The sequence below is a fragment of the Fluctibacter corallii genome (assembly GCF_025751585.1).
GTDB classification, from domain to species: Bacteria; Pseudomonadota; Gammaproteobacteria; order Enterobacterales; family Alteromonadaceae; genus Fluctibacter_A; species Fluctibacter_A corallii.
The window spans coordinates 138,323-160,803 of sequence record NZ_JAOWKX010000003.1; the positions used below are offsets into that span (position 1 = coordinate 138,323).

The following is a 22,481-nucleotide window of genomic DNA, read 5'->3' on the forward strand; positions in this document are numbered from 1 at the left end:
GGAATAGCTCAGTTGGTCGTGCACATCCTCGTTACGAAGTAATTGCCAAGGCTTGGCAAGGTCATAACGAAGCACGCTACAGGTTATAAGCGCAACAAAATACGCGGGAATAGCTCAGTTGGTCGTGCACATCCTCGTTACGAAGTAATTGCCAAGGCTTGGCAAGGTCATAACGAAGCACGCTACAGGTTATAAGCGCAACAAAATACGCGGGAATAGCTCAGTTGGTAGAGCACAACCTTGCCAAGGTTGGGGTCGCGAGTTCGAGTCTCGTTTCCCGCTCCAAATTTTATATCGAGCAAATAATAAGTATAAAATAAAGTGCGTCATGCGCTTTTTTGTCGTTTTCTGCTCTCAAGAACTTCATTGCCAGCCAGAGCATTGGTCTCTGGGCTAATTCGTTTCTTCTGAAACGCGACGGATTGCTGTTCAACAAAAGATTGAAAAAATGTGTATTTGACTAGAAATGGTCAGGTAGCCTATTCCAGTTTGTGTGTGATGGGCGGCTCGCGAAGTGACGAGGAATGTCATGAGCCGCCTTTTCCTTTTTCACTAACCGTGGCGTTAAGCCACTTGATTTGTATAATTCGGTTGTCTTTTTTTCAGTTTATTACTTACTTTTACGTAGAGAGTGTGCGTGGCAAACACTGTACCTGCAACAATAGGCATGGCCGCTAATGTGTGAGTCGGTGACAGTGTTGAGAAACCAACGATTCCCATCCCCCAGCAAATGAGTACCCATTGGGTAACATACAAACTGGTAACGTGTTTACTACAGTATTGTATAAACCCGTAAATACGTGTGTTAAGCCAAAACCTTTCTAACTTTTTAATGCCCCACAGCGCGACAAAATTCAGACCAATTAAATAGAGTACGCCTCCGCTTTTCAAATGAAAAAAGTTATTAAAGTGCATGGAAAAATCAGATAGCAATAGCGGTGCGCTAAGAGCCAGAAACCCTAGCCCTGAGACGAGGCAAGCGTTAAATAGCACGCTCTGGTCAAGTTGACTTTCAACAAAAATTTTGCCGAGAAACATGCCCGCAAAAATGGCTGAAATCCATGGAAATACAGCAAAGTAGATTTGATAATCCTGGGAAAAAAACAGCTTGGCGATATAGGGTTGCGAAGAAATTAAGGGGCCTACATAAGACAACGAAGCCGAGATACCAACTAACATCAAGTACATCCATGATGGCAACGACAAAGAGATGATAGGCGCAATCAAAATAAGTGAGATCCCCGCAAGTTGTAAAATGTCACCGGTAGATATCAAATAAGTTAGCTGGTTAACCGTAAGTGGACTTTGCCAGCCATAGGCTTGAATGAAGGTTTCTGGCATGGTGCCAAACGCACTGATTGGCAGAATAAACTTAAGGATATTCATTCCATAGCCTAAGGCGAGCAATATAAACCCTCGTTTAACCAATAGTTTTGGGGTGTTATTGGGCGTTAAAAACAGCGCAATGCCCATTGCTACTAAAAAGGCTGCGGTGCCTTTTCCTAGTAAGTGGATGGTATGTCCGAGCATCGATTCGGATTGGGTTTCTTTACTTCCATACATCCACAGCGTGTGTACGGCGATCATGATTAGCACACTGATTCCACGAGCAAAGTCGATGGTGTGCAATCGGTTTGTTTGTGTTTGCGAGGTCATGGTGTTTCTCTATACCAACTGTTTGGGGGTTTTGGGGCAATCAGCACAAAAACGTTGTTCCAACCGAAAATGCTCGCAGCATTGCAACCTCAAGTTGCATGCGTTCATTGTTGTAGACGTCATTTGTGCATAATGGATTTGCTTGATGTCTAGCGCTTGCTTGATTTCGGCCAGTAGTGAATTGGCTTGCGTCAAGTTTATCCTGCGATTGTGAAGCAGCGAGGAAACGGCACGTTTACATACATCAGCATTCAGTTCATTTATGGTTTTATTGGGTAAGCGTAAAGCTGTCGCAATTGTTGAAAATACCGCACTACTTTGTGCACTAAATTGTGAAATCCACGATGTGGAGTGCAGTACATTGATGATTGGCTGGTGCTTACTACTAGCCAATAGTACCGCTTTAACAGTACCGTCTTCGATACATAAAGGGATTGAATGACAGTCTATGGTTCTGTGTGCCATTGCACGATGACACAGCACTGCATAGATTGGCAACCAACACGCCTGCAAGTATGCGTTAATGCGAAAGTAGCGAGACGGAATATATTTAGCGCTTTGTTGATTGTTTACTAACGACTGACGAACCCATTCAACAAAATCAGCATCAAGGTGCCTGTGCTCATTGCTGTGTTTGCTCCAATACGTTGCCGGAATAATAGACGTGAGTGCTTCTGATAGCCGACAAGTTGGTAGGTTGCATTCGTCAGTCGCGGGTAACATGAGTGCTAGCTCGCTTCTTTGAATTGCTGGCTTCGAATTAGGTGCAATGGGTTGTCTAATTCACCGGCAAACTTAAGGCTATTTGCAGGATCAGTTAAATCCACCATCTGTTTGTTATTTCCCAGTTGTAGACGGTTCAAGCAGGAATGTTTAAAGCTTGCCGTGAAAATATCGTATTGCTGGAATCGCTCAGACAGTTCAGGATGTGCTTGTTGATATTGCTCAATTATGTTGGATACTAATGTCCAGAATTGCACTTCGCTCATCAAGCCAGCGTTCACTAAATCCTCTACCATGAAGCGAAAGATACAATCGAAAATATCGGTAAAGATACTCAGCAATTCAATGTCTTCGGGCATCGAAATACATATTCTGCTAATGTTATCTGGTAAGTCGATATCTGCATTGAGCAAGCATACTTCTTCGCCAATATCCTTCATGAATATTCCCACTGGCACGCTGTTATGCATACGTAAAATGAGGTTTTCACCGTGTGGCATAAAGACCAATTTGTATTTATAAAAACAATGCAAAATAGGCGTCAGATACACATTGAGATATCGTTGTATCCATTGTGCGGGCGATAAGGGCGAGCGTGTTATTAAGGCGGCAAGCAGGCTATTACCCTTGTAATCTTTGTGCAGTAGTGCAGCCATTGTCATTAGTTGCTCGTCATTGCTAATCAATGAAGACGGCGAGGTACGCCAGAGTGCAGCCAGCATTTTTTGATAGGGCGTATCGCCAACAGCAGAGTGAGAGAACGTATCCGTGGTGAATCCCGCTGTGCTATGTTCCTGCAACAGAGAGAATTGACACTCACTGAGCGTCGCATCTTTACTCAATAACGAATGCGCCCATGTATTAATGGCAGGTGTGACGCGCATGTACTTCGCTGATAAACCGCGCATAAAGCCCATGTTTAAAATAGACAGCGCCACTTTCACATAGTGTTTAGAGGGATGGCTGATATTGTAAAAGGTACGAATTGACTGTTGCGCCTGATAATAATCATCACTTTCGCCCAGCAAAACAATCTGCTTGTTGGCGATTTCACTACTAAATATTAAGCTGAGTTTGTGTTGCCATTGCCATGGATGCACAGGCATTAAAGTCACGTTGTCAGGGTGAATATTGTGTGTATTTAACACCTGATTAAAGGTGTCTCGAAGCGTAATATCTAACTCGTTAGCTAATAGGTCGGACTGTTGCTCAACGATGGAAGAAGTAAATTCTGCGACGGTATTTGATACGGCAATCCATAGTAAGCGAACAGGGCGGGCGCACTCAGGTGCAAATTGCTGGTATTCGTTGCTACTAAAACCAATACGCCCATTATTGGCTATGAATACCGGGTGGCCTTCAGTCATTGCGGCTTCTAACGTTTGAAACTCTGCTTGTGCCAATTCGCTTGAAGATAATGTTTCATGCTGGCGTTTAAAACATGCACTGGCAAGGGTGCTAGCCACTTCTTCTAAATAGGTCGCCAGTTGGAGTCCATTAAGCCCGAGAATGTCGGCAAACTCCAAGACAAAATGCTGTGCATTCAGCGGTATTTGAACTTGGCCATGTTCCTCTTTTACTATTTTAACAATTGACTGGCTGTCGATGTTCCAGTGCGCTAACAGCATTTGAGATGCGTTAAACTGGTACTCACCGCCGTCAAAGGTCAATGCATATGTACTCTCAGACAAATGCATCGGAGACAGTAGACGTTCGTGGCAAAATTCACTGATCATTTTACGCACTAGGGCACGCGTTGCTGCGGCGTAGTGGGTATCGTTCAAGTGTTCAGCGGTGCTTAACATCGATTTATTAGATTGTGATTGATTGATTTTCGCTTCTATTGCTATGGCGCGCTCAAAGCTTTCTCGGGTGCAGAATCCTAAATATGCCTGTTTTTCTCCCATCTGAATGGTCTTAGTATGAATAAAGCCGACGCGTTTATTGAGCGTATGAATTTTATGATTTCTCACATCTGGCTCTACCACAACCCGTAAGTTTGCACGCTGGGAAAATAGGGCCTGCATCACAAATTGCATTACGTGAAAGCTAAAATTAGGCTCACGCGTTGTACTGGGCGCCAGCAATATGTGCATACCAATATCGCCGCTTTGCACATCGTAGGTTTTGCCCACTTGATCGGAGTCGGGTGAATATATTTCTGTTAGTGCGATAGGCTTGCCATCACGGTAAAGCAAATAGGCTTGACTGTGAGTAGACTGGTTTAATGTTAGGTAAAAATCGCGTACTTCGTCGAGAGAGTGTTGCTGCATACCCCAGAAATGGGCGTGTTCTGCACGCACCCACTGCCAAACACATTCGCTGTCATCGGGCGTGAAAGGTAAGAGTTCACAATTGCCGAAATACGGTAAAGTTGAAGAATAATTATCAGGGAATTGTGTATTCATTTTACGTTATTGTTCCGTGGTTGAATTCAAATGAGGAGGGGGCGCTGACTGTGGGTTGCTGACATATTTACATCGATGCACAACAAACACGACGACAAAGCAAAGAGCAAAGCCAGCTGATGCAGCGTAAAACGGCTGAGTAATTGCGTTGCCACTGACTAATACCCCGGCTGTTAGCGATGCCGCAATCACACCTAAATTTTGGAATATATGCACAAGAGAAAAGTCCTTGGCATAGTGTTTAGGCTCGCTCCGTTCGAACAGCATAACTTCCAGCAACACCGTAAGTTGGAACATAGCGATACCCAACAAAATACGGCCTAACACAATGATTTCGAATTGCGTCGAGGTATGTAAAAAGAGCCCTGCTGATGCGACGGCCAGTGATAGCATGAAGGTGTGATGCTGATGCAATCTTGGAACGCGAATCTTGCTTCGATAATGGTTAAAGCAAAGCATTGTCAATGCTGTCCAAGCAGGAAGGGCATAAACGAACCCTGCAAGGGTTTCGCTTGCGTCGCTGCTTAGCGATAACCAATGGGTTGCAAAAAATGGTCGGGCCAAAAATGCAAAGGCATACACCCCCAAAGTTGCAGCGCCTATCCACCATATGAAAGAAGGGGTAGAGGCGCGCTTCGTTTCATGTTTCACTGCCGATGCAGAGTATGTAGCCGCCAGCGACAGGCGCTGAATTAGCCAAAGGCAAATACCGACTTGCAACAGATCGCCTGACAGGCTGACAAGAAAAACATCTCTTGGCGCAAACGTTTCGAAAATCCAGCCTCCAACTAGCGCGCCACCAATGCCTCCAAAGTGCATCAGTACACTGAATAGCCCAACTATGCCGAGGTGCTTGTGCTTTTCTTCCAATCGCAATACAAATGGGTAAATCAGCAGGTAACTGGCTTTAAATACCAACATTAACTGTGAAGCAATCCAAAATGTCACCAAATCCGTGGCGAAATAGCAGATTAGCCCTAGTGACGCGGCCGCCAGTTGTGTATATACCCATATGTGTACTTCGTTAACGCGTTTTGCCAGCGCGGCCCAAAAGGGAAGGGCTAACATTACCGTTACGCAGTTCATTGCGATGTACGCACCGGTATGCACAGAAGACTCCATCGCAAATTCACGAGCGAAAAATTGTGGATAAAACGGTAGTAACATTGTGTCGCAGACAACTGAAATTACCGTTAACGCGATAAGGCATGTTCTGAGGATCATGCATTTACCTCGTCTAGTGTTTCTACGTCATCTAACGAGAATGTTTGAAAGGCGATTTTCTCCTCCACTGTGTAATATTCTTTGCCAGTGATAGAGCGAAGTAAATGACTATTGCGATAGCAGGCCATACCCAAATCGGGCGTAACGAAACCATGGGTATGCTGCTCCGCATTTTGAACGAATATACGAGATTGTTGCCTATCAATGGCGTAGTTGCGGGCAACGGCATAACGGCCTTTACCGTCAAAAGCGATATGTTCGCTGATTCCTTCCAAAAAAGTTGGTAGCTGCGGGCGATACCCTGTTGCTAGCACCACATAATCAGAATTGAGGCGATATGGCGTGTTGAGCTCTTGATGAGTAAACGTCAATTGAAGTTCATCGGCTTGTGACGTCAGCGCATCTAAGGAGCTGAGGGTTTTGAAACAAATGTTCTGTTTTCCGTCTAACCGCTTTTGATACAACAAATCGTAAATGTCGTTGATCAACGTGCCGTTGATGCCCTTGTATAAATTCGTTTGCTGACGGTTAAGTTTGTCGCGCATGGCTTCTGGTAAGTCGTAGAAATAATCAACATATTCTGGTGATGTCATTTCTAACGTCAGCTTGGTGTATTCAAGCGGAAAGTAACGCGGTGAACGTGTGACCCAATTCAACGCAGTCTCGTGTTGATGAAGTGGTTTGTTAGCGAGTAAGTCGTGTACGATTTCTGCTGCACTTTGCCCTCCGCCGACAACGGTGACACGATTGGCTTCGGTAAGTGATTCTCTGTGTTGCATGTATTGCGAAGAATGAATTATTCGCGAATCGTTGAGGTCACATGCATCAGGAATATAGGGGGCTGGCCCTGTGCCGATGACAATGTGCTTTGCGAAGTAGGTGTGCTGCTGGCCATTTGAGCTCGTGGAAAGCTCATACCAATCATGTGCCTTGTTATAGGTGATATTTGTCACTCGCGTGTCAAAGCGAATGTTAGATAGCTTTTGTGTTGCCCATTGGCAGTATTGGTTGTACTCCTTTCTGAATAAAAAGAAGCTTTCGCGAATGTAAAACGGATAAAGATTACCCGTTTGCTTGGCGTAGTTTAAAAAGCTATATGGGTTGGTTGGATCTGCCATGGTGACCAGATCTGACATAAATGGCGTTTGCAATGTTACGCCCTCAAGCATCATGCCTGGGTGCCAATTAAATTCAGATTTTTGTTCAAGGAATAAGCTTTTCACCTCTTCAAGCGGCTCAGCTAGACAGGCTAGACTTAAATTGAATGGGCCTAGCCCAACGGCAATAAAATCGTATACAGTTGCGTTATGCATGATGCGTCCTTACGTGTTTTGATCTGCTGCTGATAGCGCTGAGGGTAAATGGTTGTTTGTGGCTTGAACTCCTGCGAGCTTGATGGCCTGAATGATGTGGCGCATGTGCTCAAGTTCGGTTGCAGGGTTAAGCAGTGTGAACTTCAAATAGTAGTGACCGTTTACTTTGGTGCGGGCAATCATAATCTGCCCTTGACCTGTTAGCGTGTCACGAATTGATTGATTGATCTCATCCAGTTGTTGGTTGGTGAGATCGTATTCGCTAGGCACATATCTAAATACCAAGGTTGTGAGTTCTGGCGCGTGGAGCGTTTCGAAGTGCTCATCTTCGCTAAGTAGCATAAATGTTTGACGCGCAAGAATACGAGCGGCTTCAAACCCCTGGCCTATCTCTGTTTCTCCAATTGTGCGCAGGCTCATCCATAATTTCAGGGCATCAAATCGTCGAGTGGTTTGTAAACTTTTGTCGACCAAGTTTGGAATGCCTGCATCAGCGTCGCTCAATGGGTTGAGGTACTCTGCGTGATGGGAGATATGTGAGAAATGTGTACGGTCTTGTAATAAGAAAGCGCTACAACTTACTGGCTGCATAAATGATTTGTGGTAATCAACGGTCACGGAATTAGCGTGCTCGATGCCTTGTAAACATGCTTCTTTGTGCGTACCAAGCAGTAAGCCGCAACCATAAGCGGCATCTACGTGAAACCATGCTTCATGACGAGATGCAATGTTTGCCATGTCGCTAAGTGGGTCAATGCTACCGAAGTCAGTCGTGCCTGCCGTTGCAACAATGGCGATTGGGATGTTGCCTTCATTCAATGTTGATGAAATCAATTGCTCTAGAGCCTGAGTGTCCATTTTGTAGTACTGATCTACGGGGACAGGAATCACCGCGTTGTAGCCTAGTCCAAGCAGCGCTGCTGCTTTTTGTACGCTGAAGTGACTCTTTTCTGAGGTGAAAATTTTAAATCGAGCTGTTACCTCAGGTAGGCCATCGTGTTTGGCGTTCCAATTAGGTGCGACGCGTGAAATAGCGTGATCGCGTGCCACAAGCATCGCCATCAAATTTGACTGCGTGCCGCCACTGGTAAAAATGCCATCGGGTTGTGATGTGTGTGATGCTGTAAAACCTACTTTGTCGCAGGTCCAGTCAATCAACTTTTGCTCAATTAAGGTAGCACCACCGCTTTGATCCCAAGTATCAACCGATGTGTTCACTGCCGAAAGTACTTGCTCGGCAATAACGGATGGGTACACCACTGGGCAATTCAAGTGCGCCACGTAGTGAGGGTGATGAAAATAGACTGCGTGCTTAAGATAAATGTCGTTAACCTCACTCATGACGTCATTGAGACTTGAGAGTGGCGTTGACAAATCTATTTGTGCAATTTGCTGTGAAAGGCTATCTACCGATGTGCCTGAAAAAGGTTTGTGTGCGCTGGCAATGGCACTTTGCACAGAAGAGAGAGCTTGTAGTGCGCCGATGCCGTATTGCATCAGGTTTTCAGGTGCAAAAATAAACTGGCGGATATCTTTTTTATCAGTGCCGGAGGCAGCTGATTCCCTCGCGTCGAATGAGGTAGGCGAGAGCGGATGTAATAACGATGTCATGGTATGTTCCCCTTTGTTCTCATTAAATGCTAATGATAATAATTATCAATAGCAATACAGTTTTGTGAATTTAGAGTGAAATATTTACCTTGAAATTAAATTACGTAGCTGCTATTTGAGAGCTGCATGGGAATGGTTTAATATGATGCAGTGAATAATTATTCATTTTTTATTCACTCAATTGCTTCGCAAAAATATTAAAAGCAAAATTTAATTAATAATGAGCATTTTGTAGTTGTCTATTGGTGGTATAGGTGAAGGCTATAGATAATAATATAAAAAAAGTGAATAAATACTCTTTTTGGGCTTGACCTATTTACCGTATCTATGGATGATCCGCGGCTTGATTTATTTGTATAAGTTTTTTGAGAGATCCCATAAAAATGAGTAAAACACGGTTGTTATTTAAGCATTCAGCGGTGGCCGCGGCAGTTGCGTCTGGATTACTTCCTATTTTGGAGGTGTTTGCCCAAGATACTTCAGGCATAGAAAAAATTGAGGTAACAGCAACCCGTAGAACGGGAACGGTGCAGGAAATTCCACTGAATATTTCAGCGTTAAATGACGACGTGCTCGCCCAACAAAATATTGATGATCTCTCTGATATTGCGCGCTGGGTACCGGGCTTGACAATTCAGGATCAAGGCGGTCGCTCTGGCTCACCTATCATTGTGCGCGGGCTTAACACTAACCCTTCTGGCCCTGACTCTGATTCGGGTACGGTAGCCACTTATTACGGTGAAATTCCGCTTGATGCTGATATTCGTTTGCTAGACGTTAAGCGCGTAGAAGTACTGATTGGCCCGCAAGGCACGCTATACGGTGCGGGCACACTAGGCGGCGCACTTCGCTACATTCCTCATGAAGCTGAGCTAGATGTGGTTTCAGGTAAAGTCTATGGCGAAGCGTTTGATATAGCTCAAAGTGATGATTTTGGCGGAGAAGCTGGCTTCGTATTTAATACGCCATTAATTGACGATAGTCTCGCATTAAGAGTGAACTTTAATTACTTCAATGATCCTGGCTTCATTGATTATAACTATATCGTGCAGAAGGCGGGTGTTTCACTTCCTGACCCTGACTGGAATGATGAGGCGACTACAGCACAAAACCTGCGTGCTGAAAAAGATCATAATGGAGAAACCACCAAAACCGCAAGGATTGCCTTGCGTTGGGCGCCAACAGATAACATTGATGCAACCTTATCGTATCTTTATCAAAAGCAAGAGACAGAAGGGCGCTCCATTGTGCATGGCGATACACTATCGCCTAGTAACCCGCTGTCAGACCGTATTGGGCAATATGAATCGGCTTATCGATATGAAGAGCCGCGTGATAAAGAAGATGATTTACTAAGTTTGGAAGTCAGCGCAGACTTAGGTTTTGCTGAGCTTGTATCTGCGACAGGTTTGAGCCGTTTTGAAGCTGATGGTCAACGCGATCAGACTGACTTGCTTGTGCGTTTGGACTTCGGGTATGAGGAATTTCCTGCATTTTCTTCATTCACCAGAGAACTGGATGAAACCGATACGTTTACACAAGAAATTCGCTTAGTGTCACAATCGGATAGTGCATTATCGTGGATTACTGGGTTTTACTTTAGTAAACAAGAAGTTGAAGGCATGAGCCAAGAATTTACGCCAAACTTTGACAAGTTTGCGGTAGAGAACTGGGGAGGCATTCAAGCTCGCCCTGATGCACTAGAGTACTTATCGGTTGATTTTGTTGAATCATACGAGCGTGCACTATTTGGTGAGCTAACCTACGAGATTAGCGACGACCTGAATATCACATTAGGCATGCGTGCGTATGAGTACGAAATTAGCGCAGAATCTGCGGTGGATTTACCTCTTTACTACACGGTGTTTGAAGGGCGTGCGCCTGACTCCGTAGAGTTGGAGTTACTTAGCACCAATGCTAAAGACAATGGCACGTTATTCAAATTTAACGTGAGCTATCAAGCCACACCTGAGATCTTAACCTATTTCACCGCCAGTGAAGGACTGCGAATCGGTGGTGCAAATGCGGTAGCGGCATGTCCGTCGGATGTGTTTGACATTGATTTCCAGAACGTTTGTGCGCTGCCAGAAGAAACCCTTTACAAAGCAGACACAACGGAAAACTTCGAGCTTGGATTTAAGTCAAGTTGGATGCGCAACAAACTGCATTTTAATACCGCATTGTTTTACGTAGACTGGATCGACCCACAGGTGCAAGGCGCAACCCAATTCGGGCAGCAACCGATTATTATTAACGCAGACAGTGCCAGAGCTCGCGGTGTAGAAATGTCATCACGCGCGGTTATTTCTGATGAATTTACGATGTACGCCACGTTTGCCTACACTCAAGCAGAATTGACGTCATTTACTGAAGCTTTGCACGCAAATGGAGAGCATGGCTATTCTGGCGACAGATTGCCGGGATCGCCAGAGAGACAGTTCTCATTAGGTGCAAATTACTCTGTTCCTGTATTTGATGACAAAATGCTAGATATCAACTACGGCCTAACCTACCAAAGTGACATCATTACGAAAACGGGGCTAAGAGACGATGGCGAAACGCTATCTGGCTATGCGCTTAGCAATATATCGGCGAGATTGTCTGGAGAAAGTTGGGGACTGACTTTCTACGTTGATAACTTATTCGACAAATACGCGGTGGTTTCTGCCCGCCGTGGAGCCGCTGATATTACAACAGCAAATGGCGCTGATATTCAACGTAACTATGGTTACTTTATTACCACGCCACGCACGATTGGTTTGAGATTTGATTACGATTTTGAACTTTAATCTCACATCAGATTAATCAAGATGGATTAGGGCAGCAACACTGCCCTTTTTTATATCTGCCGTTTTTGCGATGATGATAAAATGAATATTACTTCAAAACACCAGCGCGCTATTTCATTGATTAATAGCGGCAAGTTTATTGATGCCCATCCACTGCTTGTTGATATTGTTAAAGCATCACCCACGCATGCGGACGCCTATTTTTTGCTGGGTATTGTGAATCTTGAAGTGGGTAACCCGAAAAAAGCCATAGCGTTGTTCGAAAAGGCTTTATCTTATCAACATCGTACTGAATATGGCGCATATTTGGCGAAAACCTACGGCTTGCTCGCTGAGACAAATAGCGTACTGTCTGTTACGGAGCGATTTCCGGCATCATCGGCCATGTCAGCAACTCACTTAGATACCTTCGGTGTTGCACTCAGTCATGTCGGGCAACATGAGTTGGCGTTACGCTATTTTTCGTTGGCTAGGATAGCCGCACCGGACGTCGCTAATATTCATTACAATTTTGGTGTGTCGGCAAAATTTTCAGGCGAGTTTGCACAAGCAATAAGTGCATTTGAAGACGCTATTCGCCTTCAACCGAATCATTATCCCTCACATTTTGCTTTATCAGATTTAGGTCATATCAACCCAGAGAATAATCATATTCCGCGGCTTGAAACCCTGTTTGAGGATCAAAATAATACCGTTGAAGCAACGTTGCATATCGGACATGCGCTGTGCAAAGAGTATGAAGCCTTGTCTCAGTACAAGCAGGCGTTTGACGCGTTGAGTCGCGCCAAGGCGGTTGCGCTTGCTGAATTTGACTATGAGTTTGAGCAGGATTTGTGTCTATTCAATGCAACAAAACAATTGATTCGCTCGCCTGCATGGCTTTCGCAAAGCGAATGTACATCAGACCAGCCTATTTTTGTATTAGGCATGCCCAGAAGCGGAACAACATTGCTAGACAGGATGTTATCTAATCACAGAAATGTCGTGAGTGTGGGAGAAACGCAGGCATTTGGTTCTGCTTTAAAACGCCTTACTGGCACTGCCGGACACGGTGTGCTCGATGCAGACACACTCCTTGCGGCAAAACAGATAAATATGACCGAGCTTGCAACGCAATATTTGCATCAAACCCGTGTTGCCGCGCAAGGAGCAAAACGGTTTATTGAAAAGTTGCCGTTTAATTTTTTCTATTTGCCTCTGATACGCGCGGCGTTCCCACAGGCCAAAATCATCTGTATGCAGCGCAATCCAATGGATACGCTGATTGGTAATTATCGTCAATTATTTGCTATCCGAAATCCGTATTATCGCTACGCATATTCACTCGAAAGCATTGCGGCATTTTACCGAGAATTTGTCGAAGTCATTGATAATTTTTCTGATGCCGCTCCTGATAACTTTCTTATTGTAAACTATGAAGAGCTTGTGTCTGATCCTGAAACGCAATTGAATACGATAGTGTCTTTTTGCCAGCTCGATTGGGAAGACAATATGGTAGCGGTTGAGAATAATCAACAAGCGGTCGCGACAGCGAGTGCGGTGCAGGTAAGAGAAGCCATACATACCCGTTATGTAGCGCGCTGGAAACACTTTGATGCATATCTGCCAGACTGGGTACCAGCATTTGCTAAGGAATTGACGAGATAAATAGACAGGTATTATGCACTACGCTAATGTTTTAAAGTCTTGTTAACAAAGACGAATACTGGCAAACTGCGTGCTGGTCTAACCAGTTGGAGTTATCATATGGCGTCACCTAATCCGCTACGTAAATTTGTTGATCGAGTGAATCACGGTCCGGCATGGCTGAGTCGTCGCCTTATTACGTGGGCGTTTCGCTCTAAAGTCAAACTGGCTGGTACAGCAAAAGTCGATATTTTAGAAACGGATGGCACCAGTGTTACCTTTCGCCAGCCTAATTACCGAAAAGTACAAAATCACATTGGCAGTGTGCATGCTGCGGGTATGGCACTATTGGCAGAATCTGCCACGGGGTTTATTGTTGGCTTGAATTTACCTGGTGATAAACTTCCATTGCTTAAAAACATGAACCTTAACTACGTAAAACGCTCAACAGGCGAGCTTCACGTTAAAGCCTGGCTAACCCCTGAGCAGTTGCAAAAACTGAATACAGAAGAGAAAGGGGATATATCCGTTGCCTTTGAGCTGGTAGATGAGCTCGGCGTTGTACCGATGGTCGGTGAAATGATTTGGGCATGGGTGCCGAAAAAGCGCGGCTGATACCAATTCCTTCTCAAATAAAGGCCGCTGGCGCAGTTATTGTGTATTCTGAGACATGGGTAAGAATTGCTTCATTCATCATTGTTATTCTGGGTGTTTTTATATTTGCCACTCAGAAGTACATCGCAAGTAAAGAGGTCTCGGAATTTAGCTATGGACCTAGCCATAAAAGTACTAGCTTTGCCAATAATGGGTGACATATTTAATATCAGTGGGCAAAGAACAGGTGGAAGAACAGATAACAGTTGGTCTAATGCTTCGTCAGGTAGTGACGGCGGAGGTGGTGGTGACTAAGCCCTCTAACAAACCAATAAACACACTCGCTTCGCTCGCTCGGACGCTATGTTTCAATAAGACATATTAGTATCAAGGAATGAACAGAAAAATAGTAACTAACTTTGTGTTAATCGCGCTTGGAATAGGCACTTGTTTTTGGGCATGGTATTTATTTACTTCGGGCTATACAGATTACCGTAGGCACCCTCTATACCTGTTCGGCGTTGGTTTGTTTTTAGTGTTGTTGTGCATCAAAGATCTTGTATTATTTTTTCTGAACCCAGTGATAAAGAGAAAGTGCCCTCATCTTTATGAAAGACTAAACGGTGATTTTTGGACATTTTTATTAGGTCCAGTTAAAGACGAAAAATGAAACATAACAAACAAATTAAGTCGTGCGCCTAAGGGGGGCTGGGAGACAAACAAGCAATTGGCTTCGCAGTATAGCGTGTTTGTGCCCCTTAATTTTGTGTTAAGTGTCAGAGCGTCAAATGGAAGAAATAAGTTTTGAGTATCCATGGGACGTCACCATGATTAACGTATCACTTTTGGAGACGAAAAAGAGTATTTTAATGCATCAGTTATTAAGAATAGAGATAAAGGCTTGAAGTTTGGTCTATTTACATTGTGCGTTACCAAAGAAGGATATGTGGAATTTGAATTTGATTTTTTGAAAATAAGCATGCCACCTAATAAGCCAATTGCTCAGATCAAAACTCACTGGTTGGGGGGCGCTTCGCTCCCTGTATAGTCGGCAAATGTGGGCCGTTTAACAAAGGCGTTATACGTCAAGGAGAATGACTTGGTCGCTACCTTAGCCATTATTTTCTTATTGCTATTTTCTGCTGCTGAATTAATTTTTAGGCTACGAATCAAATTGGGAGTAGTTCCAATTTCTATCATAGTATTAATCGCTGTTGCTCTACTTGGTGCATATGGTTATTTCTTCGAAAAGTCGGCATACAGTATAGAAAGCTCTCAAATTAAAAATGCAATGAGCTACACCATAATGTTTGGTAGTCCACTAATAATTACACTCGTTACGGCAAGCATCTTTAAAAAATCTTCATCACTTTTTATTCACTGGTTCGCTGGCATTCTTTCAGTAATTTATACTGGGCTCTTTCCTCTAATTGCTATATACACGGTATGTTATTTGGGCATTGATTGTATTTGAAAGTGACATATAACAAACGCATTAACACTCGCTGCGCTCGCTGAGGACAAAAATACGTAGGCTCCCTCGCTGCGCTCGTTATTATAGCCTTGATGCTACGAGTCTTCTTTTGGGCACTGATGATGTTGATTGGAATTTTCAAAAGTACCTACTAACTCAAGGCTTCCTTAGTGTTCCTGACGAGAAATTTCAGCAGCTTTGTAGTGAGGCACGTTTTCTTGGATACGCCACTTATATTTCGGGTTTCTGCATATTAGTAACGGTGATAATTGGAAGTGCTGTTGGCAGTTAACAAGGCCATGATGGCAGGGACGCAAAACGCTTGGTTTGCGCTCCTTCGTAGCTAATTTTAGCTAAGCATTTATGTGCGCCATATGGCGGTGGTATAGCCTAATGAGGAAAAATGGAACTTACTGCATTTGAAGAGTCCGATTATCAGCAGTTGATCAACTGGATTGACTCAAAGGAACTGAACTATTTGTGGGGTGGCCCCGCTTATACGTTTCCTCTTTCATATCAGCAAATCAAGCATCATTGCGCTCAGGAAGCCGCGTTCCCGTTCCTCGTAAAGCATGAAGGCAAGAATGTTGGTTTCATCGAACTATTTCAAGTTTCTTTGTCGGAATTTCGCGTGTGTAGAGTATTCATTGCAAACGAGTTTCGTGGACAAGGTTTGGCTCAAGAAATGATGCGATTGATTACACAGAAAGCACAACTGGATTTCAATGCTAATTTGCTGACTCTAAATGTTTTTAGCCATAATGAATCGGCAATAAGGTGCTATGAAAAACTTGGGTTTCAAATTACTTCAACTCAAGCGGGGAATAGAGAGTTTGAAGGTAAGGTCTGGGAACTAAGCGCAATGGAAAAACGGCTAGAACGAATCGCTTAACAGGGACTGCTAACGCTTGGTCATTTTCATACAAATCGGCTTCGGTGTTTAGGGTACAAAATATAAGTTGGGTGGTATAGCGTTATCGCCCGTTAGCAAGACCTTATGCACTTGTTAAAAGTTCTCCCCACTCCGTAACTCAAATTTTAAAATTTGAGTTTTAAATGTTTTTACCTCACTATATAAAAGGTCTAAGTCAATTTTTCAAGGGTGAGTTATGGCCAAGTCAAGAGTTGAAACTCCTCCAACAATAAACCTCCCTGATGATTTTAGGGAAATAGCACCACTATTGGAACAGTGCGACATAACTGATGCAAAAGGGCGCTATCTTCATTGGAGCCAGTTTAAGTGGAGGGTAGAGAAGAAAAATGCTGAAAGTTTATGGAAAGCAGTAAAATTTAAAAGAATGTCTCAATATAAGCGAATAGGACTAAATGACGAAAATGGCAAGCCATTCGTTTATTGCACCCCTCATTCTATGGAAGCTATCCTATATCAACTAGTAAAAGTGACTGGCGGAAATGTTGGGGCAGTTGCAGATTCAACCGCTAGCGACAGCTTACAGAGCAGATTTTTAGTATCTTCCTTGATTATGGAAGAAGCGATCACTAGTGCGCAACTCGAGGGAGCTTCTACTACTAGAGAAGTAGCAAAGAAAATGTTGGAGGAAGAAAGAGAGCCTATTGATGAAGATGAGAGAATGATTCTCAATAATTACCTTCTTCTCAAATATGCTGAGCAAAAAAACAAAGATGAGCTGACTTTAGATATGATTTTGGAATTCCACAGGATTGCTACCCAAGGTACAACGGAGAACAATGTTGTGCCTGGAGAGTTTAGAGTGGATAACGATATTTATATAGAGGACGGTGATGGAAATGTAGCACACCAACCGCCGGACTTTCAGCTAATTGAAAGGCGGTTAAAGCTGTTGTGTGATTTTGCAAATGAGGATCACTCTGGACAAGGTGGGGGTGATTTTGTTCATCCACTTATAAAAGCAATCGTGCTTCATTTTATGATTGGTTATGAGCACCCGTTTAGGGATGGGAATGGCAGAACTGCCAGAGCATTATTTTATTGGTTTATGCTTAAAAGTGAATATACGCTATTTAAATATATCTCTATTAGTAAACTACTGAAAGAAAAGCCTAAAGATTACGGTTTATCGTATATGTATACTGAAAAAGATAATAATGACTTAACTTATTTTATTTATTTTCAATTAGATACAATATCTAAAGCATTCGAAGAGCTAAAAAACTATCTCAATCATAAGGTTTCGGAATTCAAAAAAATATCTGAATCTTTAGAAAAAACGGTTTGGGGAAATACCTTGAACTTTATTCAAAAAGATCTAATAAAGAAAGCTGTCAAAGAACCGGGAAGAATATTTTCGATAAAAGAAGTCTCAAAGTCTTATTCGATAACGGACAACACATCTAGAGCATACCTCAATAAGCTCACTGACCTTAAGCTGTTTTTGTCTACTAAAGATGGTAGGAAAACAATTTACATTGCACCATCAGACCTTTTGAAAAAACTCAATACATCAAAGGTATAATTGCATAACAAACACATTAAGTTGGTTGCAAGCTCCCGGGGAGAGAGCGTTCAGAATTCTGTGTCAGCTAATCGGGCTTAAATATCTAGAACGTCATCCAGTCGCCCTTCGAAGTGGATAGCCAATTGAGACAATGCTCATCCGGGATTGGAAAGCGGCTATGAGCCAGTTTATAATTATGTACAGTGACCGCGCATCACTATGATAAACAGACACTTACACAGAGAATCTTACAGTCTCACTGCTGGTTTAGTTTGTTAGATTTTTACTCGAATGTATATTACTAATGCAAAGACTATCTCCACTAAGCCACCGACTAAACCGCCAACAAAAATCGGGGGGGTTATGATTGAAAGCAGCAAACCTGCGAGTACGAGTGATACGCTAAATAAATAAAATATCTGGTTACCGTAAAGTGTTGCAAACGTTAAGTAGCGACCAGCTATAATAAAAAGCATTGCGGGGAAAAACAAACTCATATTGAATGTTGCTAGAACAATAGCGATGACTATAGAAAGCAACATCCAAATAGTACCTTCAATTGCTAAAGGAGCTAGCGGATTCCCTTTGGCGTGTTTACCGCTATAACCAAAAACTCTGCATAAAACTATGGAAGCTGGAAATATCACCATACCGCCAAATATTAGCGTAATAACTCCATGAAGAGGCTCTGAGAGTAAAGCCGCTAAGCCAGCGACTAACCATACTGATCCTGAAGCTATTATTCCTGGTATCCCGAAGCAATATGCCGCTCTCATATCTTTTTGTGCTGACGTTACTGAATCCAACTCAACTTCCCTGTAGACATCTAATGAATGATATGGATTCCACACCAACTTGGCACCGATGTGCGAAAATTCAAAAATGAGTGGAGAGCCCAAATGAGTATAAAAATTTTTGGCGTTGTTCTAACCAAATGTAGCATCATTATCCATAGTGTGAATGAGCATGGCAAGGTTGCGTTTAAGAAAGCTATCAATAGGCGGGCGTTACTAAATGACTAGTTGCATATTCCTTTTTATCATCGCTATTTGGGGTAATTCCACCTAACGCTTAGCAAACTGCCATGATAGCAGTTGCTTAATATTGATTTTGGGTTGATTGGGTTGTTCGAGGCAATTCATTACATACTCGAACACATTGAGGTCGTTAGCCTTAGCGGCTTCTAAGATGCTGTAAAGACCAGCGCTAGCGTTTGCGCCTCTGGCGGTTTGGCTAAACAGCCAGTTGTTTCTGCCAATCACGAACGGTTTAATCGCGCGCTCAGTGCGATTATTATCGATATTCAGTCGCCCATTGAATGTATAGCGCGTGTACTTTAGCTACGACGAACACACTTCCACAATGTAGTCTGCCGCGCCTTCTGCGTTACTGAGTTGATGTCGTTAAAGGTTGCCGAATACAGCTCGGTTTAGTGTCACAAAAAGTTCCATGAAATTTTATTGACACCCTCTAAGATTGAATCTATTAATTTGTGAGTTTTTATTAGTTTTAATTTTTGTTGAGATCCTTTTATGGCAGAAATTACGCGCGACACCTTGCTCCAAAAAAACTATTCAGATCCTAAAAATTATCCTTACGGATTTGCTCGCTCGGGAGATTTTTCAATCTCGGAGAGTAAGGCGTTAAGTCAGTATGGTCATCTTATTGCGTCACTGGTCGACGGAAAGCTCGCTCCTTCTACCGATGAAGATCATGGTTTCTTGCAGGCGGCTTTCGGAAAAAAGGAGCCTGAATCTGTGGCTGAACGCGCTTGGGTAAAGTATCAGAAGCGCATCAATCGACCGAAGTTAGGCAGTATTTATGGCACTAAAGCTGCCGATATTGGTGATGATGACGATACCATTGATGATGACGCTCCGATTGAGTTGGATGTTGATGATGAATAATTTGTTAATGCGCTGTTAACAATATCCTAATTTAGCCATTCATTTCTTACTTAAGTGAGATATTTATCCTAAAAAATTCTTATATTGGGATATATGTCTCACTTTTATCTATTTTTTTGTTTTTTCTTCCTACCATCTAACGTATAGTTTTTGTCCATGCAACGTGTAAATCTAGCGTGAGATTTATCATGCGCAGAGGAACCTAAATACGTTAGATATTTTTACCTAATACCAAATGATTAAAAGGAGAAACGCTGGTGGAAATGATGTCAGGCGCAGCCATGGTCGTGCGTGCGCTCAAAGATGTAGGAGTGAAACATGTGTTCGGTTACCCAGGTGGTGCCGTCCTCGATATTTATGATGCATTGTATGCACAAAATGATGTCGAGCATATCCTCGTCAGACATGAACAAGCCGCCGCGCACATGGCAGATGGGTATGCTCGCTCAACCGGTCAAACGGGAACTGTTCTGGTAACGTCTGGTCCTGGTGCAACGAATACGATTACGGGTATTGCAACCGCTTATATGGACTCGATTCCCATGGTTGTATTATCTGGTCAGGTTCCTTCAATGCATATTGGCGAAGATGCGTTTCAAGAAACGGATATGGTCGGGTGTTCAAGACCCATCGTGAAACATAGCTTTTTGGTTAAGCGGGCTGAAGACATTCCTAAAGCCATTGCGAAAGCCTACTACATTGCTAACACTGGGCGTCCTGGGCCAGTGGTTGTTGATTTACCTAAAGACATAGTAAATGTGCAAGAGTCGCATCCGTATGTGTTTCCAGATGATGTCACTATGCGTTCTTACAACCCGACGTTGAAGGGGCATACTAAACAAATCAAAAAAGTTGTCAGTGAACTGTTAGAAGCAAAACGCCCTGTAATTTATGTTGGCGGCGGGGCAATTGCGTCTAATGCATCAGAGTTAGTGACGGAGCTTGCTGAAACGTTACATGCACCTGTTACAACCACATTGATGGGATTAGGGGCGTTTCCGGCTACCCATAAACAAGCGTTAGGCATGCTGGGAATGCACGGTACACTTGAGGCTAATAAAGCGATGCACAACGCTGATTGCATTCTAGCTCTTGGCGCGCGCTTCGATGATCGCGTGACGAATAACGTTGATAAGTTCTGTCCACATGCGTCAATTATTCATGTAGATATTGATCCGGCCTCAATTTCAAAGACCGTAAAAGCACATATTCCTGTGGTTGGTTCAGTAGAGAAGGTGACTAAGCAAATTTTAACGGTTTTGTCTGACCAATCTTTGCAAGAACAAGAGGCGAAAGTTGCAGATTGGTGGGAGCAAATTTCCCAGTGGAAATCACGCGACTGCCTTAAATTTAAAACTGACGAAAATGTGCTTAAGCCGCAACAAGTCGTTGAGGCACTATATCGCCATACTAATGGTGAGGCGTACGTGAGTTCTGATGTGGGTCAGCATCAAATGTTCGCAGCGTTATATTATCCATTTGATAAGCCGCGCCGTTGGATCAATTCAGGCGGTTTGGGCACGATGGGATTTGGATTACCCGCAGCGATGGGGGTTCAGGTTGCCATGCCTGATGCATTATCAGTAGTGGTAACGGGTGATGGCAGTATTCAGATGAATATTCAAGAGCTGTCTACCTGTTTACAATACGGTTTGCCGATCAAAATAATCTCGTTGAATAACCGTGCATTGGGTATGGTGCGTCAGTGGCAAGACATGATTTATAAGGGACGTCATTCTCATTCTTACATGGACTCGTTACCTGATTTTGTCAAACTCACCGAGGCGTATGGTCATATTGGTATTCGTGTCGATCACCCTTCTCAGCTAGAGGACGCAATGGCCCGATGCTTTGCCGAAAAAGACCGCCTTGTGTTTTTAGATATCGCAATTGATCAGAATGAACACGTTTACCCAATGCAAATTAAATACGGTGCAATGGATGATATGAGACTAAGTAAAACGGAGCGTACCTGATGAGACGTATTATATCGGTACTAATGGAAAATGAACCAGGTTCACTATCACGCATTGTGGGGGTGTTTTCTCAACGTGGCTATAACGTAGACTCGCTTTGCGTTGCACCGACTGATGACCCAAGTTTATCTCGTCTGACAATTGTCACTCATGGTGATGATAAAGTCATTGAACAAATCACTAAGCAAGTGAACAAGTTAATTGACGTGTTACGCGTCACCGACTTAACTGACGGCTCTCACGTAGAGCGTGAACTGATGTTGGTAAAAGTTGCAACAAAAACTGAACTGGTGCGCTCTGAGGTTACCAGAAATGTGGAAATTTTCCGTGCACAGATTGTTGATGTTGATAAATACAACTATACGATTCAAATAACGGGAACGAGCGATAAGTTAGACGCATTTTATGATGTAATGAAGCATTGTACTGAAATTATCGAGTCTGCAAGAACTGGTGTGTGTGGCTTGGCGCGCGGGGAAAAAGCCCTGAGAGTCTAAACGCTCACGTCTCTCATTTAGTTGCTCATTGCTGATCTCACGCCTAAGTCTACGATTTAGGCGCTGGTTGATGGTCAGTTTTGAGCAACAACTATGTCTACTGTCTAATCCAACTTTTTAGCAATGATCAAGTGAATCTAGGTATTGCGTCTGAATGCCTATGAATCACACCATTTAGGGGGCAACTTTATTGCTGAGAAGCATGAATATACATCGCAATTGACGTATACGCTGCGCCTCATTAT

At 43.3% G+C, this 22,481-nt stretch carries 16 protein-coding genes, 1 tRNA gene and 1 pseudogene; 10 read left to right on the forward strand and 8 right to left on the reverse strand.

The annotated features are described in order from the left end of the window. Nucleotides 1-209 precede the first annotated feature (209 nt). A tRNA-Gly gene (locus tag OE749_RS06880) sits at nt 210-285 on the forward strand. A gap of 279 nt (nt 286-564) precedes the next feature. Here OE749_RS06880 and OE749_RS06885 read toward each other — a convergent pair. From OE749_RS06885 to OE749_RS06910, 6 genes are read right to left on the reverse strand one after another with little or no spacing between them, the layout of a single operon-like run. Then, nucleotides 565-1,656 carry a DUF1624 domain-containing protein gene (locus tag OE749_RS06885; RefSeq protein WP_263711666.1) on the reverse strand — a complete coding sequence of 364 codons (1,092 nt, stop codon included), beginning with the start codon at nt 1,654-1,656 and terminating at the stop codon, nt 565-567. 9 nt (nt 1,657-1,665) lie between these two features. Continuing rightward, nucleotides 1,666-2,379 (reverse strand): hypothetical protein, encoded by a 714-nt coding sequence (locus OE749_RS06890; RefSeq protein WP_263711668.1) that lies wholly within the window; start codon nt 2,377-2,379, stop codon nt 1,666-1,668. Between the two features lie 5 nt (nt 2,380-2,384). Then, nucleotides 2,385-4,787 (reverse strand): GNAT family N-acetyltransferase, encoded by a 2,403-nt coding sequence (locus OE749_RS06895; RefSeq protein WP_263711669.1) that lies wholly within the window; start codon nt 4,785-4,787, stop codon nt 2,385-2,387. Nucleotides 4,788-4,793: 6 nt separating this feature from the next. Further along, a complete protein-coding gene (locus OE749_RS06900; RefSeq protein WP_263711670.1) occupies nt 4,794-6,011 on the reverse strand; it encodes an MFS transporter in 1,218 nt (405 codons plus the stop codon). Next, nucleotides 6,008-7,324, reverse strand: coding sequence for a lysine N(6)-hydroxylase/L-ornithine N(5)-oxygenase family protein (locus OE749_RS06905; protein ID WP_263711672.1), 1,317 nt, complete (start codon nt 7,322-7,324; stop codon nt 6,008-6,010). Before OE749_RS06905 ends, OE749_RS06900 begins: the two co-directional genes overlap by 4 nt. A gap of 9 nt (nt 7,325-7,333) precedes the next feature. Beyond that, on the reverse strand, nt 7,334-8,935 hold the full coding sequence (locus OE749_RS06910; protein ID WP_263711674.1) for a pyridoxal phosphate-dependent decarboxylase family protein: 1,602 nt from the start codon (nt 8,933-8,935) through the stop codon (nt 7,334-7,336). Between the two features lie 383 nt (nt 8,936-9,318). On the opposite strand from OE749_RS06910, the gene OE749_RS06915 reads away from it, so the two are divergent. The 6 genes from OE749_RS06915 (at nt 9,319) to OE749_RS06940 (ending at nt 17,874) form a co-directional block, all read left to right on the forward strand. Continuing rightward, nucleotides 9,319-11,724: a TonB-dependent receptor gene (locus tag OE749_RS06915; RefSeq protein WP_263711675.1), complete on the forward strand. Its 2,406-nt coding sequence runs from the start codon at nt 9,319-9,321 to the stop codon at nt 11,722-11,724. 81 nt (nt 11,725-11,805) lie between these two features. Then, nucleotides 11,806-13,371 carry a tetratricopeptide repeat-containing sulfotransferase family protein gene (locus OE749_RS06920; RefSeq protein WP_263711677.1) on the forward strand — a complete coding sequence of 522 codons (1,566 nt, stop codon included), beginning with the start codon at nt 11,806-11,808 and terminating at the stop codon, nt 13,369-13,371. Nucleotides 13,372-13,470: 99 nt separating this feature from the next. Continuing rightward, on the forward strand, nt 13,471-13,965 hold the full coding sequence (locus OE749_RS06925; RefSeq protein WP_263711678.1) for a DUF4442 domain-containing protein: 495 nt from the start codon (nt 13,471-13,473) through the stop codon (nt 13,963-13,965). Nucleotides 13,966-14,118: 153 nt separating this feature from the next. Continuing rightward, nucleotides 14,119-14,259, forward strand: coding sequence for a hypothetical protein (locus OE749_RS06930; protein WP_263711679.1), 141 nt, complete (start codon nt 14,119-14,121; stop codon nt 14,257-14,259). 1,562 nt (nt 14,260-15,821) lie between these two features. Further along, nucleotides 15,822-16,310, forward strand: a complete 489-nt coding sequence (locus OE749_RS06935) for a GNAT family N-acetyltransferase (RefSeq protein ID WP_263711680.1) — start codon at nt 15,822-15,824, stop codon at nt 16,308-16,310. Nucleotides 16,311-16,527: 217 nt separating this feature from the next. Continuing rightward, entirely contained in the window at nt 16,528-17,874 is a 1,347-nt protein-coding gene (locus OE749_RS06940; RefSeq protein ID WP_263711681.1) for a Fic family protein, read from the forward strand. 257 nt (nt 17,875-18,131) lie between these two features. On the opposite strand, the gene OE749_RS06945 is transcribed toward OE749_RS06940, so the two are convergent. Together OE749_RS06945 and OE749_RS06950 are read right to left on the reverse strand one after the other, a co-directional pair. Beyond that, nucleotides 18,132-18,662 (reverse strand): DUF7010 family protein, encoded by a 531-nt coding sequence (locus tag OE749_RS06945; protein WP_263711683.1) that lies wholly within the window; start codon nt 18,660-18,662, stop codon nt 18,132-18,134. 258 nt (nt 18,663-18,920) lie between these two features. Beyond that, nucleotides 18,921-19,193: pseudogene (locus tag OE749_RS06950) on the reverse strand (IS66 family transposase); the annotation flags it as partial. Nucleotides 19,194-19,388: 195 nt separating this feature from the next. On the opposite strand from OE749_RS06950, the gene maoP reads away from it, so the two are divergent. From maoP to ilvN, 3 genes are all read left to right on the forward strand, one after another. Continuing rightward, nucleotides 19,389-19,763 carry a DUF413 domain-containing protein gene (gene maoP, locus OE749_RS06955; protein WP_263711684.1) on the forward strand — a complete coding sequence of 125 codons (375 nt, stop codon included), beginning with the start codon at nt 19,389-19,391 and terminating at the stop codon, nt 19,761-19,763. A 257-nt stretch (nt 19,764-20,020) separates the two neighbouring features. Further along, the gene (locus OE749_RS06960) at nt 20,021-21,739 is read left to right on the forward strand and encodes an acetolactate synthase 3 large subunit (protein WP_263711686.1); all 1,719 of its coding nucleotides are present in this window, start codon (nt 20,021-20,023) and stop codon (nt 21,737-21,739) included. Next, a complete protein-coding gene (ilvN, locus tag OE749_RS06965; RefSeq protein ID WP_263711688.1) occupies nt 21,739-22,236 on the forward strand; it encodes an acetolactate synthase small subunit in 498 nt (165 codons plus the stop codon). Before OE749_RS06960 ends, ilvN begins: the two co-directional genes overlap by 1 nt. Nucleotides 22,237-22,481: the final 245 nt, after the last annotated feature.